14 protein-coding genes and 2 pseudogenes are annotated in these 16,275 nt (G+C 63.6%); all 16 read right to left on the reverse strand.

The features are described from left to right. Nucleotides 1-11 precede the first annotated feature (11 nt). Nucleotides 12-668, reverse strand: coding sequence for a Bax inhibitor-1 family protein (locus CAF78_RS06055; RefSeq protein WP_085676866.1), 657 nt, complete (start codon nt 666-668; stop codon nt 12-14). Between the two features lie 108 nt (nt 669-776). Next, nucleotides 777-947: pseudogene (locus CAF78_RS06060) on the reverse strand (type VI secretion system tube protein Hcp); the annotation flags it as partial. Nucleotides 948-1,179: 232 nt separating this feature from the next. Next, the gene (locus CAF78_RS06065; protein ID WP_085676771.1) at nt 1,180-1,671 is read right to left on the reverse strand and encodes a DUF2867 domain-containing protein; all 492 of its coding nucleotides are present in this window, start codon (nt 1,669-1,671) and stop codon (nt 1,180-1,182) included. A gap of 183 nt (nt 1,672-1,854) precedes the next feature. Beyond that, nucleotides 1,855-2,739, reverse strand: coding sequence for a methyl-accepting chemotaxis protein (locus CAF78_RS28975; protein WP_371856898.1), 885 nt, complete (start codon nt 2,737-2,739; stop codon nt 1,855-1,857). After that, nucleotides 2,713-3,453 (reverse strand): annotated as a pseudogene (locus CAF78_RS28980) (HAMP domain-containing protein); the annotation flags it as partial. The gene CAF78_RS28975 and the pseudogene CAF78_RS28980, both read right to left, overlap by 27 nt. Before the next feature lie 524 nt (nt 3,454-3,977). After that, on the reverse strand, nt 3,978-5,270 hold the full coding sequence (locus CAF78_RS06075) for an adenylosuccinate synthase (RefSeq protein WP_003249542.1): 1,293 nt from the start codon (nt 5,268-5,270) through the stop codon (nt 3,978-3,980). Nucleotides 5,271-5,326: 56 nt separating this feature from the next. Then, complete coding sequence (locus CAF78_RS06080) at nt 5,327-6,514, reverse strand: ATP phosphoribosyltransferase regulatory subunit (RefSeq protein ID WP_085676769.1); 1,188 nt, start codon at nt 6,512-6,514, stop codon at nt 5,327-5,329. A 301-nt stretch (nt 6,515-6,815) separates the two neighbouring features. Continuing rightward, nucleotides 6,816-7,685 carry a protease modulator HflC gene (gene hflC, locus CAF78_RS06085; RefSeq protein WP_085676768.1) on the reverse strand — a complete coding sequence of 290 codons (870 nt, stop codon included), beginning with the start codon at nt 7,683-7,685 and terminating at the stop codon, nt 6,816-6,818. Further along, nucleotides 7,685-8,863, reverse strand: a complete 1,179-nt coding sequence (hflK, locus tag CAF78_RS06090) for an FtsH protease activity modulator HflK (RefSeq protein WP_085676767.1) — start codon at nt 8,861-8,863, stop codon at nt 7,685-7,687. The genes hflC and hflK overlap by 1 nt, the downstream gene beginning before the upstream one ends. Before the next feature lie 96 nt (nt 8,864-8,959). Then, nucleotides 8,960-10,261 (reverse strand): ribosome rescue GTPase HflX, encoded by a 1,302-nt coding sequence (gene hflX / locus CAF78_RS06095; RefSeq protein WP_085676766.1) that lies wholly within the window; start codon nt 10,259-10,261, stop codon nt 8,960-8,962. A 12-nt stretch (nt 10,262-10,273) separates the two neighbouring features. Next, complete coding sequence (gene hfq, locus CAF78_RS06100; RefSeq protein ID WP_027920748.1) at nt 10,274-10,534, reverse strand: RNA chaperone Hfq; 261 nt, start codon at nt 10,532-10,534, stop codon at nt 10,274-10,276. Between the two features lie 94 nt (nt 10,535-10,628). Further along, the gene (miaA, locus tag CAF78_RS06105) at nt 10,629-11,600 is read right to left on the reverse strand and encodes a tRNA (adenosine(37)-N6)-dimethylallyltransferase MiaA (RefSeq protein WP_085676765.1); all 972 of its coding nucleotides are present in this window, start codon (nt 11,598-11,600) and stop codon (nt 10,629-10,631) included. A 1-nt stretch (nt 11,601) separates the two neighbouring features. Continuing rightward, entirely contained in the window at nt 11,602-13,500 is a 1,899-nt protein-coding gene (gene mutL, locus CAF78_RS06110; RefSeq protein ID WP_085676764.1) for a DNA mismatch repair endonuclease MutL, read from the reverse strand. Then, on the reverse strand, nt 13,497-14,927 hold the full coding sequence (locus CAF78_RS06115; protein ID WP_085676763.1) for an N-acetylmuramoyl-L-alanine amidase: 1,431 nt from the start codon (nt 14,925-14,927) through the stop codon (nt 13,497-13,499). Before CAF78_RS06115 ends, mutL begins: the two co-directional genes overlap by 4 nt. Nucleotides 14,928-14,938: 11 nt before the next feature. Beyond that, nucleotides 14,939-15,412 carry a tRNA (adenosine(37)-N6)-threonylcarbamoyltransferase complex ATPase subunit type 1 TsaE gene (tsaE, locus tag CAF78_RS06120; RefSeq protein WP_085676762.1) on the reverse strand — a complete coding sequence of 158 codons (474 nt, stop codon included), beginning with the start codon at nt 15,410-15,412 and terminating at the stop codon, nt 14,939-14,941. Then, nucleotides 15,400-16,260 carry an NAD(P)H-hydrate dehydratase gene (locus CAF78_RS06125; RefSeq protein ID WP_085676761.1) on the reverse strand — a complete coding sequence of 287 codons (861 nt, stop codon included), beginning with the start codon at nt 16,258-16,260 and terminating at the stop codon, nt 15,400-15,402. The genes tsaE and CAF78_RS06125 overlap by 13 nt, the downstream gene beginning before the upstream one ends. Nucleotides 16,261-16,275: the final 15 nt, after the last annotated feature.

A 16,275-nucleotide genomic window follows, 5' to 3' on the forward strand; every position in this document is an offset into this window, starting at 1 on the left:
GCCTGGGCAGCTCACTTCCCAGATACGATCCGTAAAACCCGCAAAAACAGATTGATAATGTCCAGGTACAGTGATGCGGCGCTGTCTATCGCGTTATCAACGGTCCGCTCAATCTGATTCGCACGCCCCCAATCAACCCCGATATAGCCACAGAATATCACTGCGGTGATCCAATCCATTACCGCGAGGTGGATACTGAATAACCAGACCTGCGCCAATTCAACGAAGATCACAATGAACAAGGCTATACACAATGACGCCTCGATGCGCTTGAAGAAGCGGGGGAACGCAGACCCCAGCAGCATCATCGTAACGGTTAGCAAGACGGTCGCCTGCAAGGCATTCACAATGTTTTCATGTGAGTACCTCGGGAGGACGATGACAAGCAGCAATCCGACCGGAATCACGATCAGGTTATAGCCGAGGAAACTGTACAACGGCCTTTCAGACTTGAAGATGATCGCGACACCCCCTAGCGCGGTGATCAAATAGCCAACCACAAACAGCATCATGGGGACTGACCGAACAATATCGGGCGGCACCTTGATTACCAAATACCAGTTGACGAAGAAGCCCCACAGCAGTACTGCGCCGAGGATCAAATTGTAGGTGCTCGCCGATATTTTATGATTGGCCCCGAGTCGATTGAAGGTATCGTTCTCCAGCATATCCATTATGCCCTCTGGATCTTTTTCTATAAGTGCCATGTGCAATTGAAGGCTCAACGCCGCCCGAATTAGCGACTAATATTTCGCGATGGCGGTGCCTTATGCGGCGTTGTTGATTGTGGTGCGGCCTGATGATGCGCCACCCGCAGAGCTGGCGGTGGCAGAGGTGCTCTGGTTGACACCGAACTTGTAGCCAGCGATCTCGATCCAGTTGGTGAACTGCTCGTCCAGTGCTTCGCCAGCGATTTCGTTGATTTGAATATAAGCATCGAAAGCCATGCTTACCTCTCCTTGGCAATATTTGGGCTGAATAACGACAGCGCTCTCACATTGTCGTCTTGCGGTTATGCCTGAAAAGCAGACGGCGGATTAGCGCTGTCGCCTCAAGGCCCGGTTGACACTAGTTCCCTGTGCCAAGCCACGCAATAGCCCGTACCCACTAAAGCAGACTTTGGGAAACTGCCTACAACATCGGGTAAAAATTCTGATTTATTAAGTAAGAATGTTTTGCTTATCGACGCTCGAATCGATGCCCCTGCAGGTTGGCCAGCATCCGCCGCACGATCACGCCATGAACCCTTCCAACCGGCACCATGTACAACCGCCCAAAGGTGTTGAAGCACTTCACCGAAGTCGTCACGCTCAACTGCGGGAGGCCGCACTCCCCTGCCGACACGTCCATGCAGACCATGACAGCCAGGTGCGTATCGCGCGAGGTCAGCACCAGTTGCTGGTCGCTTATGGCCTCGACTGTGAAGAAGTCGAGGCGCTCGCCGACGGCTGGCACCTGACCTGGATCGCGGCGAGTGAAGCCGTGAATATCGGTGACATTGAAACGGCGTGAGATGAAGTCACGGATGCGGAAGGCCCTGGCCAACCAGCCGGGGACGTCCGAGGTAATGGCGCAGTATGCTTGCACGGCGGCCAGTGGCGCCGTGAGTGGCACGCTGTCAGTGTGGAGAAAGTCCAGGTCGGCCTGGGCGGCGATTAGTTGGACAGCCATGCACAATTCCCTTTGTCATGTGTCGCCGACAGCTTAGCAACACCACGGAGGATGGCACGGGCTTCGCCCGTGTTCGCGGGCAAGCCCGCTCCCACAGGGTTCGCGCCAACTTTTAAAGATTGAGCAAGACAGTTGCTCCCATACAGATCGCGCCAGACTTCAGGCATCGAGCAATGGCTGTACTCAGGCCCTGAATTGCCCCAGGCTGGCGCGCAACTGGGCTGCCAGCTCATCCAGCACCTTGCTGCTGGCCGTGGTCTGCATCACCACCTCAGCCGACCGCTCGGCCTGGGCATGGATGTTTTCCACCCGCCCCCTCACCGCTTGCGCGCCATGGGCCTGTTGCTCAGCAGCGCGGGTCGCCAGGCCGATGGCTGCGTGCACCTGCTCCACGGCCGCCTGCACCGACTGCTGGCGACGCTCGTTGTCACGCAGCACCAACAGCCCCTCGCTGGCCTTGAGCCCGGCCTGGCTGATGGTCGCCACTGCTTCCTTGGCACCCTTCTGCAGCGCGGCAATGTGCGCCTGGATGTCGCCGGTAGAGCTTTGGGTTTTGCTCGCCAGTGCCCGCACCTCATCCGCCACTACGGCAAAGCCGCGACCGGTCTCGCCAGCGCGTGCGGCTTCGATTGCTGCGTTGAGGGCCAATAGGTTGGTCTGCTCGGCTATCCCGTGAATCACTGTCAGTACCACTTCAATCTGTTCGCTCTGCTTGGCCAGGCGCTCGATCACCTGCGAGCCAGTCTCCACCTGGCCGGCAAGGTTCTCGATCAGGCTCGCCAGTTGCGTAGAAGAACGACTGTTCTCATCGGTCGCCTGGCGAATGTCCACGACCTGCTGCAATGCCGCCTGCATGGCCTGGCTTTCAGCCTGGGCCTCGTCTGCCATGCTCGACAGATCGCGCAGGCTGGCGGCCACTTCGTCACGCTGCAACGCCGCCGCGGCATCGGCGCCGGCGTTGCGCTGGGCCATGGTGCCGATCTCGACACCGGTGCGCTGGGCCACCTCACCGGCCTCGCGGACGATGGGCTGCAGCTTGTCGACGAAGCGGTTGACCGCCGAGGCCATGTCGCCGATCTCGTCGCGACTGTCGAGGGTCACGCGCTTGGTCAGGTCACCTTCCCCGGCGGCAAGATCATTGAGCGCAGCGATCAGCAGGCGCAGCTTGCTGAGCACGCGGCGGCCCAATACCACGGCCACCACCAGCAGCACACCCAGGCCGACCACCACCAGGCCCAGGCCAATGCGCCAGCGCAGCTCGGCAGCCGCGTCGCGCACAGTCTGCGCGGTGTTGGCCTGCATTGCGGTGGCGCTGGCCTGGGCAGCTTCCAGGCGTTCACGCAGGGCCTTGCCACTGTCGGCGGCCGCCGCCCCCAGGCTATCGCCCACCAGTTGCTCACCACTGGCGATCAGGGCACTGAAACGCTGGTCGAGCGCCTTTAGCGCCTGGTCAACGCCAGCCGTGGAAACCCCCATCAGGACTTTACCGATCTCGGCACCATTGGGGCTGATCGAGGCTTCGACAAAATACACCGACGGATCGCGCCGCGCGGCTTCGAGCACCTTGTCCAGCGCCCGCTCGCCCTGCCCCTTCTCGATCAGCGCCTGGTTGATCGGGTTCTGCCGGTTCAGGTAACGGGTGAGGTGCTGGCCCTGGGCGTCGTCGTAGATCACGAACAACACGTTGGGGTTGCGCTGGGCGCGGCGGGCGAAGTCGGAGAGCATCGGCACATCGTTGTCCCAGATCGCCCGCGGGGCGACCGAGGCCAGCAATTCGGCCATGTCGTTGGCCGAGTCCTTGAGGTTTTTCTCCAGGGTGCCGCGCAGCTGCTGCTGCTCGTCCTGCAGCCGCGTGGAAAGGCCTGCGCTCAGGCGCTGGCGGGTGCTGCTGGAAAGGCTATCGAGGCCCCCGCGCACGTCCTGCCCGGCCTGCTCCAGCTCGCCGGCGAGCTGGCGGCTGTCATTGCCCAAGCGCTCGCCAAGATCGGCTTCCAAGGCCGTTACGGTGCTGCGGGTCAGCGCAACGGCGACCAGCACCTGCACCAAAAGGGCGATACCAAGGGCAACAAACACAGGCCGCAAGAGGCGGCTTCGTAACAGTGAAAGGATGGCAGACACGGTGTAACCCTCGTGTTTTCTGGCGCCACTATTTTGATGGCATCTACAGAAGCTTCTTATAGCAAGGGTTGTGCCGCATACAGCAGGGATACACGCCAAGGTCTAGCAATGCCGCCAGGCCTGGGCCACAAATGAAAACGCCGCGATCCTTTTCAGGGCCGCGGCGTCAGATCAGCCTGGAGGGCAGATCAGGCGAACGGATGACGCAGGACGATGGTCTCGTTGCGGTCCGGGCCGGTCGAAATGATGTCGATCGGCGCGCCTACCAGCTCTTCGATGCGCTTGATGTAGTCACGCGCAGCTTGCGGCAGCTCTTCCAGGGTTTTCACGCCCAGGGTCGACTCGCTCCAGCCTGGCATCTCTTCGTACACCGGCTCCAGGCCGATGTAGCTGTCGGCATCGGAAGGCGCGTCGATGACGGCACCGTTCTCGTTCTTGTAGCCAACGCAGATGTTGATGGTTTCCAGGCCGTCCAGCACGTCCAGCTTGGTCAGGCAGATGCCCGAGATGCTGTTGACGTCGATGGCACGACGCAGGATGACGGCATCGAACCAGCCGCAGCGACGGGCGCGGCCGGTGGTCGAACCGAACTCGTGACCACGCTTGGCCAGGGTGGCGCCGGTCTCGTCGAACAGTTCGGTCGGGAACGGACCGGAACCGACGCGAGTGGTGTAGGCCTTGGTGATGCCCAGGATGTAGTCCAGGTACATCGGGCCAACGCCGGAACCGGTGGAGATGCCGCCAGCGGTGGTGTTGGAGCTGGTGACGTACGGGTAGGTACCGTGGTCGATGTCCAGCAACGAGCCCTGGGCGCCTTCGAACATGATGTCCTTGCCGGCGCGGCGCAGGTTGTGCAGCTCGGCGGTAACGTCGAGCATCATCGGCTTGAGCTGCTCGGCGTAGGCCATGCACTCGTCCAGGGTCTGCTGGAAGTCGATGGCCGGCTCTTTGTAGTAGTTCACCAGCTGGAAGTTGTGGTAGTCCAGCAGCTCACCCAGCTTGGCGGCGAAACGCTCGCGGTGGAACAGGTCGCCAACGCGCAGGCCGCGACGTGCAACCTTGTCTTCGTAGGCTGGGCCGATGCCGCGGCCGGTGGTGCCGATCTTGGCTTCGCCACGGGCTTTTTCACGGGCCTGGTCCAGAGCCACGTGGTACGACAGGATCAGCGGCGCAGCCGGGGAGATGCGCAGGCGCTCGCGCACCGGTACGCCCTTCTCTTCCAGCTTGGTGATTTCACGCATCAGGGCGTCCGGTGCAACGACCACGCCGTTGCCGATCAGGCACTGTACGCCTTCACGCAGGATGCCCGAGGGAATCAGGTGCAGAACGGTTTTTTCACCGTTGATCACCAGGGTGTGGCCCGCGTTGTGGCCACCTTGGTAGCGCACTACGGCGGCAGCATGTTCGGTCAGCAGATCGACGATCTTGCCTTTGCCCTCATCACCCCACTGGGTGCCCAGGACGACGACATTCTTACCCATTACATTGGTCCTCATTCACGCAAACTTGGTTGCCGGCCTACTGCCGACGCAGAAACTCACTGGGCCAGCGGCAGAACCTGCCAGCGCCCGTCTTGCTGAATCAATTGACGATCACAATCCGCCTCGAGAGCAGCACTCAACGGCTGGCCAGGCAAAGCCTGGACCACACGCTGGCCCTCGTTGCGCAACTGGCAGACCTGCTGCCAGAGGGCCGCGTCGCCGCTGTCCGGCATCCAGATGCCGCCAGTTGGCAATACGACCTCCGCTCGCCCCAGTGTGACCAGGGTCTTCAAATCCGTGGAGAAACCGGTGGCCGGGCGAGCCCGGCCAAAGTCGGCGCCGATGTCGTCATAGCGGCCGCCCTGGGCGATCGATTGACCCTCGCCCGGGACGAACACGGCGAACACCACGCCGGTGTGATAGTGGTAGCCACGCAGCTCGCCAAGGTCGAAGTACAGCGGCAGCTCCGGGTAGCGCGACGCCAGGCGATCAGCGATCGCCAGCAGGTCGTCGAGCGCCGCCAGCACGCTGGCCGGGGCACGGCCCAGGCGCACGCGGGCCTCGGCCAGCACTTCACGGCCACCGCACAGCTCGACCAGGGCGCGCAGCATGTTGCCCAGGTCCTTCGGCAGGTCGGCAGTCAGCGCCTGTACTTCATCGACCGATTTGCGCTGCAGGGCATCGAACAACTGCTGTTCGACCGCGCCCGACAGGCCGGCGGCACGGGCCAGACCGCGGTAGATACCAACATGGCCGAGGTCCATGTGCACATCGGCAACGTCGGTCAGCTGCAGCGTGGCGAGCATCAGGCTGATGACTTCGACATCGCTGGTCGGGCTGGCGTCGCCGTACAGCTCGGCACCCAGCTGAATCGGGCTGCGCGAGGTGGACAGGGCACGCGGCTGGGCATGCAGCACGCTGCCGGCGTAGCACAGGCGGCTCGGGCCCTCACGGCGCAGGGTGTGGGCGTCGATGCGCGCCACCTGCGGGGTGAAGTCGGCGCGGAAGCCCATCAGGCGGCCCGACTGCGGGTCGACCACCTTGAAGGTGCGCTGATCCAGGTCCTGGCCGGCGCCGGTGAGCAGCGACTCCAGGTACTCGATATGCGGGGTGACGACCAGCTCATAGCCCCAACTCTGGAACAGGTCCAACACCTGACGGCGCGCGATCTCGATACGCGCAGCCTCAGGTGGCAGTACTTCCTCGATGCCATCTGGCAGCAGCCAGCGGTCTACCGTTGCCATTACGCCATTTCCCCTCTGGTCCGGGCGGCTTGCCAGCAGGCGAGCCGTCAGTAAAGCCGGTACCGCGCACAGCAGCGGGCAGCACTGATCCCAGCGCAGCCACCGTACCCGATACCCTCGAATTGCCTTGCGAGCTGACCAAACCGTCAACTGGCGCTTTGCCAATCAACCTTGCAGACGCAAAAAAGCCGGGAAATTTCCCGGCTGCCTCATCATACACCCCTTTTCATTCAGGATGCACCCCGCCTGGTGTTTTAGCTGCCAGGCGGGGCGCCGCTGCATGAAAATCAGGGCCTGAGCATCACGGCTTGCTCTTGTCCAGGAAGCGGAAGAACTCGTTCTTCGGATCCAGGACCAGCACGTCGCTCTTGCTCGAGAAGCTCTCGCGGTATGCCTGCAGGCTACGGTAGAACGCATAGAAATCAGCGTCCTGGGAGTAGGCCTTGGCATAGATGGCGGCCGACTGGGCGTCGCCATCACCGCGGGTCTCTTCCGCTTCGCGATAGGCTTCGGCCAGCAGTACACGGCGCTGGCGGTCGGCATCGGCGCGAATACCTTCGGCCAACTCGTTACCTTTGGCGCGGTGCTCGCGGGCTTCCCGCTCACGTTCGGTGCTCATGCGGTCGAACACGCTGCGGTTGACTTCCTTCGGCAGGTCGATGGCCTTGACGCGCACGTCGATGACCTCGATACCCAGCTCCTTGCTGGCCATGCGGTTCAGCGATGCGGTGATGTCAGCCATCAGCGCGTCACGTTCACCGGAAACCACCTCGTGCAGGGTACGTTTACCGAACTGGTCACGCAGGCCGCTTTCCAGACGACGCGACAGACGCTCGTCGGCGATCTGCTTCATGCCGGAAGTGGCGGTGTAGAAGCGCTCGGCATCCTTGACGCGCCACTTGGCGTAGGCGTCGACCATCACCGCCTTCTTCTCCAGGGTCAGGAACCGCTGGGTCGGGGCGTCGAGGGTCATCAGGCGTGCGTCGAACTTGCGTACCTGGTTCACGTACGGAATCTTCACGTGCAGGCCCGGCTGGACATCCGCCTGGACCACCTTACCGAAGCGCAGCAGTACCGCACGCTCGGTCTGGGACACGATGTAGAAGCTGTTCCAGGCCACAATGGCCAGCACCACGGCGGCGATCAGGGCGATCAGCGATCGGTTGCTCATCAGCGGCTCTCCCTAGTGCGCAGTGGCTGCTGTTGCTGTTGCAGGTCCTGCGCGGCACGTGCGGCCGCATCGTTGACCGACGGGCTGACACTGGTGCTTGGCGCGGAAGCGTTGCGGCTGCCTTCGACCATCTTGTCCAGCGGCAGGTAGAGCAGGTTGTTCTGCCCGTCCTTGGCCGTGACCAGAACCTTGCTGGTATTGCTGTAGACCTCTTGCATGGTCTCCAGGTACAAGCGCTGACGGGTCACGTCAGGGGCCTTGCGGTACTCGCCGACCAGTTTGGTGAAGCGGTCGGCCTCACCCTTGGCGCGGGCGATGACTTCGTCGCGGTAACCGTTGGCGTCCTCGATGATGCGCTGGGCCTGACCACGGGCTTCCGGCACCACGCCATTGGCGTAGGACTCGGCCTGGTTGCGGGCACGCTGCTCGTCTTCGCGGGCGCGGATCACGTCGTCGAAGGCTTCCTGCACTTCACGCGGGGCTGCCGCGCTCTGTACGTTGACCTGGGTGACGGTGATACCGGTGCGGTAGTTGTCGAGGAAGCGCTGCAGGCGCTCGCGGATATCCACGGCCATCTGCTCACGACCCTCGGTCAACACCTGGTCCATCGAGGTGGAACCCACCACGTGGCGCAGGGCGCTGTCGGTCGCATGCTGCAGGCTGACCTCAGGCTGGTCGACGTTGAGCACGAAGTCCTGCAGGTTGCTGATCTTGTACTGGACGGTCAGCGGCACCTCGACGATGTTCTCGTCTTCGGTGAGCATCTGCCCCTGCTTGGTGTAGGCACGCTCGCGCGTGACGTTTTCCATGTACTTGCGATCGATTGGCGGGAAGTAGATGTTCAGGCCGGGACCGACCGTCTCATAGTACTTGCCGAAGCGCAGCACCACGGCCTGCTCCTGCTCGTCGACCACGTACACGGCGCTGTACAGCCAGATGGCAGCAAGCACCGCCAGGCCAATGCCCAGCAGGCCGTAGCCGCCACCCTTGCCGACATTGCGGTCACCGCCGCCACGTTTCTTGCCACTGCCGAACATGCCGTTCAGGCTGTCCTGCAGCTTGCGGAAGGCCTCGTCCAGATCCGGCGGGCCCTTCTTGTCGCCACCACCGCCGCCACCGCGACGGCCGCCCCAGGGATCCTGATTGTTCGAGTTGCCACCCGGCTCGTTCCAAGCCATAGCGCTCTCCATCTGATAAAGCAAAGACGCGCCCACGGCGCGCCGTCCAATGCTACAGAATGCCTGCCACTGCTGCCCGGCGACCTCGCCGGGCATTTATTGCAAAGTGTGTTGCTCGACAAACACTTGCGGCTCCATGCCTTCACGACTGACCAGGCGATTCAACTCGACCCTGGGCAGGCGAACACTCAGCAGGCTGCGCCCTTCTTCGTCATGCGCTTCACTCTGCACGGCACCCAGGGCAAAGAATTGCGCGCGCAAGCGGGCAAAACGCTGCTCCAGACACAGGGTACCGACAAACAGATCATCCCCCAGCAACTCGGCAATCGCCTGGCCGACCAGCTCCAGGCCACGTCCATCTCGTGCCGATACCCAGACCCGCTGCGGCTTGCCATCGGCATCACGCTGAATCTGCGGCTCGACATCTTCAAGCAGGTCGAGTTTGTTATAGACCTCGAGGATCGGCAAGCCTTCGGCACCGATCTCGCCCAACACGGCCAGCACTTGCTCGATCTGCTCCATGCGCTCTGGCTCATGGGCGTCGATCACATGCAGCAGCAGGTCCGAGTTGCTCGACTCTTCGAGCGTAGCCCGAAATGCCTCGACCAGCTTGTGCGGCAGGTGGCGAATGAAGCCCACGGTGTCGGCCAGCACGATCGGGCCCAGGTCGGCCAGCTCGAGCCGGCGCAAGGTCGGGTCGAGCGTGGCGAACAGCTGGTCGGCCGCGTACACCTCGGATTCGGTCAGGGCATTGAACAGCGTGGACTTGCCGGCGTTGGTATAGCCGACCAGCGAAACCGAAGGGATATCCGCGCGCTTGCGGCCACGACGGGCCTGCTCGCGCTGGCTGCGCACCTTTTCCAGACGCCCCTTGATCTGGCGGATACGTACCCGCAGCAGGCGGCGGTCGGTTTCCAGCTGGGTCTCACCCGGGCCACGCAGGCCGATACCGCCTTTCTGCCGCTCAAGGTGGGTCCAGCCGCGCACCAGCCGCGTGCTCATGTGGTCGAGCTGGGCCAGTTCGACCTGCAGCTTGCCTTCATGGGTACGCGCCCGCTGGGCGAAGATGTCGAGGATCAGCCCGGTACGGTCAAGCACGCGGCACTCGAAGACGCGCTCGAGGTTGCGTTCCTGACTGGGCGTGAGGGTGTGATTGAAAATCACCAGGTCTACCTGTTCGGCTTTGACCAGGTCGCGCAATTCCTCGACCTTGCCGCTGCCAATCAGGTATTTGGCCGTAGGCTGATGCCTGGCTACCGTGGCCAACGAGACGATGTCGGCTCCGGCCGACAGTGCCAGTTCCTGAAACTCCTGCGGGTCTTCGCGCGCCTCAGGGTTCTGACCTTCCAAGTGAACGAGCAGCGCCCGCTCACCACCACCGTGGCGCTCAAAGAACAATGCAGGCTCCTATCAGGCGTTGCCTGGCTCGCTGTCGCCGTGTTCGGAATCGGACGGGCTTGGCAGGCGAACCGGACGGGCAGGAACCACGGTCGAGATGGCGTGCTTGTAGACCATCTGGCTGACGGTGTTCTTCAGCAGTACCACGAACTGGTCGAAGGATTCGATCGAGCCCTGCAGCTTGATCCCGTTGACCAGATAGATCGATACCGGGACCTTTTCTTTTCTCAGTTGATTCAAGTAAGGGTCTTGTAGCGAATGCCCTTTTGACATATGCCGCACTCCTGTAAGGATAAATAATAGAAAATCAGAAAAATTGATAAGTCAGGCCGCCCCTTCGCAAGAATAGACGGCTATCAGCAGGGACTCAGCTCAATATGGAGACGGCCCCAAGGTATTTCAAGGTGCGGGACAGATTGTCGCAGGCCAGGCTGTCGAGCCAATGCACATCAGGCCAGCCACGCAACCAGGTGAACTGCCGCTTGGCCAGCTGTCGAGTGGCAATGATACCGCGTTCTCGCATCTCATTCTCAGTCAGCTTGCCGTCGAGGTAGTCCCAGACCTGCCGATACCCCACTGCCCGTATAGACGGCAGCCCGGCGTGCAAGTCACTTCTGGCTCGCAGCGATCGGACCTCATCGACGAAGCCCTGTTCCAGCATCTGCGAAAATCGTAGCGCAATTCGCTTATGCAAAATGTGACGATCCGCAGGCGCAATCGCCAAACTCGCGACAGTATAGGGCAAATGCCCGCCGGCGCCTGCGTCTGCGCCGCTACTTTCCGCGAATTGACGCTGACGATGGGCTGTCATGCTCTGGCCGCTCACCCGGTACACCTCCAGCGCCCGGATCAGCCGCTGCGGGTCGTTGGGGTGGATGCGCGCCGCCGACTCCGGGTCGACCTGCGCCAATTGCCGGTGCAACTCAGCCAGGCCCAGCGCCTCGGCTTGGGCTTCCAGCTCTGCGCGCACGGCGGCATCGGCCGCCGGCATGTCTGCCAGGCCTTCAATCAGCGCCTTGTAATAAAGCATGGTGCCACCGACCAGCAGCGGAATCTTGCCGCGCGCGGTGATATCAGCCATCGCCTCCAGCGCATCGGCGCGAAACTGCGCGGCCGAATAGCTCTCGGCCGGGTCGCGGATGTCGATCAGCCGGTGCGGGTAGGCCGCCAGAATCTCTTTGGAAGGCTTGGCCGAACCAATGTCCAGGCCACGGTAGACCAGCGCCGAGTCGACACTGATCAGCTCGCAAGGCAGGACCTTGGTCAGCTCGATGGCGAGGTCGGTCTTGCCGGCCGCCGTCGGGCCCATGAGGAATATCGCAGGGGGCTTGCCGCTCATGTCATCGACCGCGCAGGAAAAGTTTGTCCAGATCGTCCAGGCCCATCTGGGTCCAGGTCGGGCGACCATGGTTGCACTGGCCGCTGCGCTCGGTGTTTTCCATGTCGCGCAGCAGGGCGTTCATCTCGGGGATGGCCAGGCGCCGGTTGGCGCGCACGGCGCCGTGGCAGGCCATGGTACCGAGCAGTTCGTTGAGGTGCGCCTGGATACGGTCGCTGGTGCCGTACTCCATCAGGTCGGCGAGCACGTCCTGGACCAGGCGATTGGCCTCGGCCTGCTTGAGCAGCGCCGGGATCTGGCGGATCGCCAGCGTTTCAGGGCCCAGGCGCTGCAGCTCGAAGCCCAGGCGCTGGAACCACTGGCCGTGCTCCTCGGCGCAGTCGGCCTCGCGCTGGCTCAGCGCCAGGGTTTCTGGCACCAGCAGCGGCTGGCCGCTGAGGCCTTCGCTGGCCATGGCCACCTTGAGCCGCTCGTACATGATGCGCTCGTGGGCCGCGTGCATGTCCACCAGCACCAGGCCAACGGCATTCTCGGCGATGATGTAGATGCCCTTGAGCTGCGCCAGGGCATAACCCAGCGGCGGGATGTCGCCCTGGCTTTCCGGCAGTGTCGAAGGGGCTGGCGTGCCATCGTTCAGCGGCTTGTAGAACTCGCGGTAGACCGCCTGGGACTCGGCGGCCGGCAACGGCTGCGACGGGCGCGGTGTGTACTGGTACTGGTAACCGGCACCACTGCCGCCATTGGAGATGGAATGCTGCGGCGCCTGCGGCTGCTCGAGCACCGGCGAGGCCAGGCGCATTTCGCCCTGCGGGCCGAACTCACCCGCCTGCTGGCCAGTCGGGCGAAGCACTTCAGGCACGGCCGCTGGCGCAGCCAGCTGATCTTCCGGGCGCACGTCCGCCAGGGCACGGTGCAGCGTGCCATAGAGGAAGTCATGCACCGAGCGGCCTTCGCGGAAACGCACTTCGTGCTTGGTCGGGTGCACGTTGACATCGACGCCATTCGGCTCGAGCTCGAGGAACAGCACGAAGGTCGGGTGCCGGCCGTTGAACAGCACGTCGCGATAGGCCTGGCGCACGGCATGGGCGACCAGTTTGTCGCGCACCGCACGGCCGTTGACGAAGAAGTACTGCAAATCGGCCTGGCTGCGCGAAAACGTCGGCAGGCCGACCCAGCCCCACAGCCTCAGACCATTGCGTTCTACGTCGATCGGCAGCGCCTGCTCCATGAAGCCCGGGCCACAGATGGCGCCGACCCGCCGTGCACGGGCGGTTTCATCATGCGCCTCATGCAGGCTGAGGATGCTCTTGCCGTTGTGGCGCAGGTGGAAGCCGACATCGAAGCGGGCCAGGGCCAGGCGGCGGATGACTTCCTGCAGGTGATCGAATTCGGTCTTTTCGGCCTTGAGGAACTTGCGTCGGGCCGGGGTATTGAAGAACAGGTCGCGCACTTCCACCGAAGTGCCGACCGGATGCGCGGCCGGCTGCACGCGCGGCGTCATGTCACGGCCTTCGGTCTCTACCTGCCAGGCCTCGCCAGCACTGGCCGTGCGCGAAGTCAGGGTCAGGCGCGCCACCGAGCTGATCGAGGCCAGGGCCTCGCCACGGAAGCCGAGGCTCAGTACCCCTTCAAGGTCTTCCAGCTCGCGAATCTTGCTGGTGGCGTGACGGGCCAGGGCCAGCGGCAGGTCGTCGGCGGAAATGCCACTGCCATCGTCACGCACCCGCAGCAGCTTCACACCGCCCTGCTCGACTTCCACGTCGATGCGCCGGGCACCGGAGTCCAGGCTGTTTTCCAACAGTTCCTTGGCCACCGAAGCCGGGCGCTCAACCACCTCACCTGCGGCAATCTGGTTGGCCAGCCGCGGGCTGAGCAGCTGGATGCGCGAACCACCACTCATTGCGAAGCCAGTGTGGTAGCGGGGATATCGAGGTGCTGGCCGACCTTCAGCTCATCGGTCTTGAGGCTGTTGGTGCTGCGCAGGCTGGTCACGCTGACCTGGTAGCGCACGGCGAGCATCGCCAGGGTTTCGCCTGGGCGCACGGTGTGCTCACGCGGGCCCTGGGCAATCTTGCCACTGTCACGCAGCCAGGCAACGTAGGTGCCAGGCGGCGGGTTCTGCTGGAAGTACTGGCGCACACCGGTGTGAATCGAACGCGCCAGCGCTTGCTGATGGCTAGCGGTGGCCAGCTTGGCCGCTTCATTGTTGTTCGAGATGAACCCGGTTTCAACGAGGATCGACGGGATGTCCGGCGATTTCAACACCATGAAGCCCGCCTGCTCCACCCGCTGCTTGTGCAGCGACGTCACGCGGCCCATGTTGCCCAGCACCTTCTGCCCGACGTTCAGGCTGGAACTCAGCGTGGCGGTCATCGACAGGTCGAGCAGCACGCCCGCGAGCATGCGGTCCTTGTCGTCGAGGCTGACGTTGCCAGCGCCACCGATCAGGTCGGAACGGTTTTCCGTGTCGGCCAGCCAGCGTGCGGTCTCGGAGGTGGCGCCACGGTCGGACAGGGCAAACACCGAGGCGCCGAACGCCGCGCGCGACGGGGCGGCGTCGGCGTGGATCGAGATGAACAGGTCGGCCCCCTTCTTGCGGGCGATCTCGGTGCGCTTGCGCAGCGGGATGAAGTAGTCACCGGTACGGGTCAGCTCGGCGCGATAGCCCTTCTCGGTGTTGATCTGGCGCTGCAGCTCCTTGGCGATCTGCAGCACGATGTCTTTCTCGTGCTGGCCGCGCGAGCCCGAAGCCCCCGGGTCTTCACCGCCGTGGCCGGCATCGATGGCGACCACGATGTCGCGCTTGCCGCTTGGCACCGGTGGCAGCTTGATTGCAGGCTGAGCCGGGGTCACCGGCACGGCTGGCGTGGTCGCCGGGGTTTGCACGGGTGTTGGCGGCGGGGTCGGCGCCGTGGCGGCGATGGCATCGGCTTCCTGGTCGTACAGGTCGACCACCAGGCGGTTGCCATACTGGGCATTGGGCGCCAGGGTAAAGCTCTTGGGCGTGACCGACTTCTTCAGGTCGACGACCACACGCAGGTCGGTGGGGGTACGTTGGGCCGAGCGCACGCTGCTGATCGGCGTGTTCGAGGTCGACACGTTCAGCGGCGCGGCCAAGGTCGCGCCGTTGATGTCGATCACCAGGCGATCGGGTGCGCTGAGGGTGAAGACGCTATGCTGCACGGGGCCAGACAGGTCGAAGACCAACCGCGTGTTGTCCGGCGCACGCCACAGGCGCACGCTCTTGACTTGAGTGACGGCCAGAGCGTCAACGGTCACCGCTGTCAGCAGCAATCCAACGACAGCGACCAGTGCGCGTATGCGCATACCTACCCCACTTACTGTTTATAGTGTTCGGCCAGTGCAGTGCACCAGGCCTCGCCGCGAGCCCCCTGCGGCGTAAGGTCAAGCGAGCGGCCGCCCGCTTGGGGGCTTATGGTAATGGTCAGGTCGGGCTTTGGCAAAACGCCCGCACCCTTTTGTGGCCATTCGAACAGGCACAGCGGGTCGCCCTCGAAATAGTCACGAATGCCCATGAACTCCAGCTCTTCAGGGTCGACCAGGCGATACAGGTCGAAATGGAAGGCGCGTATTTCACCAATTTCGTAGGGTTCTACCACGGTGAAAGTCGGACTTTTCACTGCACCAGTATGGCCCAGCCCACGGATCAAGCCACGCGAGAGCGTGGTCTTGCCCGCCCCCAGGTCGCCTTCCAGGAAAATCACGCCACGACCGCCGGTCACCTCGGCCAGTGTTGCGCCGAATTCGACCGTGGCCGCTTCATCGGCCAGAAACAGGGTTAAGCCAGACACGCAGAATGCTCCTCCAACAACTCACGAATGACCGGCGCCAGATCACTGGCCGCCAGGCCTCTACCTTTGACGCCCAGGCGTTCCCCCGCACAGGCGTGCAACCATACCCCCAGGCCCGCCGCGCTCCAGGCGTCCAGCCCCTGGGCCAGCAACGCTGCCAGCACGCCGGTGAGCACGTCGCCCAGCCCGGCGCCAGCCATCGCTGGATGCCCACGCTCGCACAGCACCAGTTGGCCGGCAGGGTCGGCCACCAAGGTGCCGGCGCCCTTGAGCACGCAGACACTGGCATAGCGGCGGGCCAGCTTGCGCGCCGCGCCCGGGCGATCAGCCTGCACGGCCTCGGTGGATATGCCCAGCAGCCGCGCCGCTTCCCCCGGGTGCGGGGTGAGGATGCTGCCGCTGGGCAACGCCAGTGGCGTGCGGGCCAGCAGGTTCAAGGCATCGGCATCCCACACCTGCGGCCGCTCGGCGTTGGCCACCGCAGACAGCAGGCTGCGGCCCCAGGCGGCCTGCCCCAGACCGGGGCCCACCACCAGCACCGAGGCACGCTCCAGCACACCGATCAACTGATTGGCCGACTCGACCCCCAGGCACATGGCCTCCGGCATGCGCGCCAGCCCGGCCACGACGTGCTCCGGGCGCGTCGCCACGCTGACCAGCCCGGCACCGCAGCGCAGCGCGGCCTCGGCGCTGAGCAGCACGGCGCCACCGGTGCCCAGGTCACCACCGACGACCAGCACATGGCCAAAGTCGCCTTTATGGGCGTGCGCAGGACGTGCCGGCAGGCGTGCGACGGTCACGCTGCTGAGCAGTTGCGGGGCATTGCTTAGGTGTTTGGTCTGCGGCATGGGGTCAAAGGCTCC

Source organism: Pseudomonas sp. R28(2017) (assembly GCF_002112505.1).
Taxonomy (GTDB): Bacteria; Pseudomonadota; Gammaproteobacteria; order Pseudomonadales; family Pseudomonadaceae; genus Aquipseudomonas.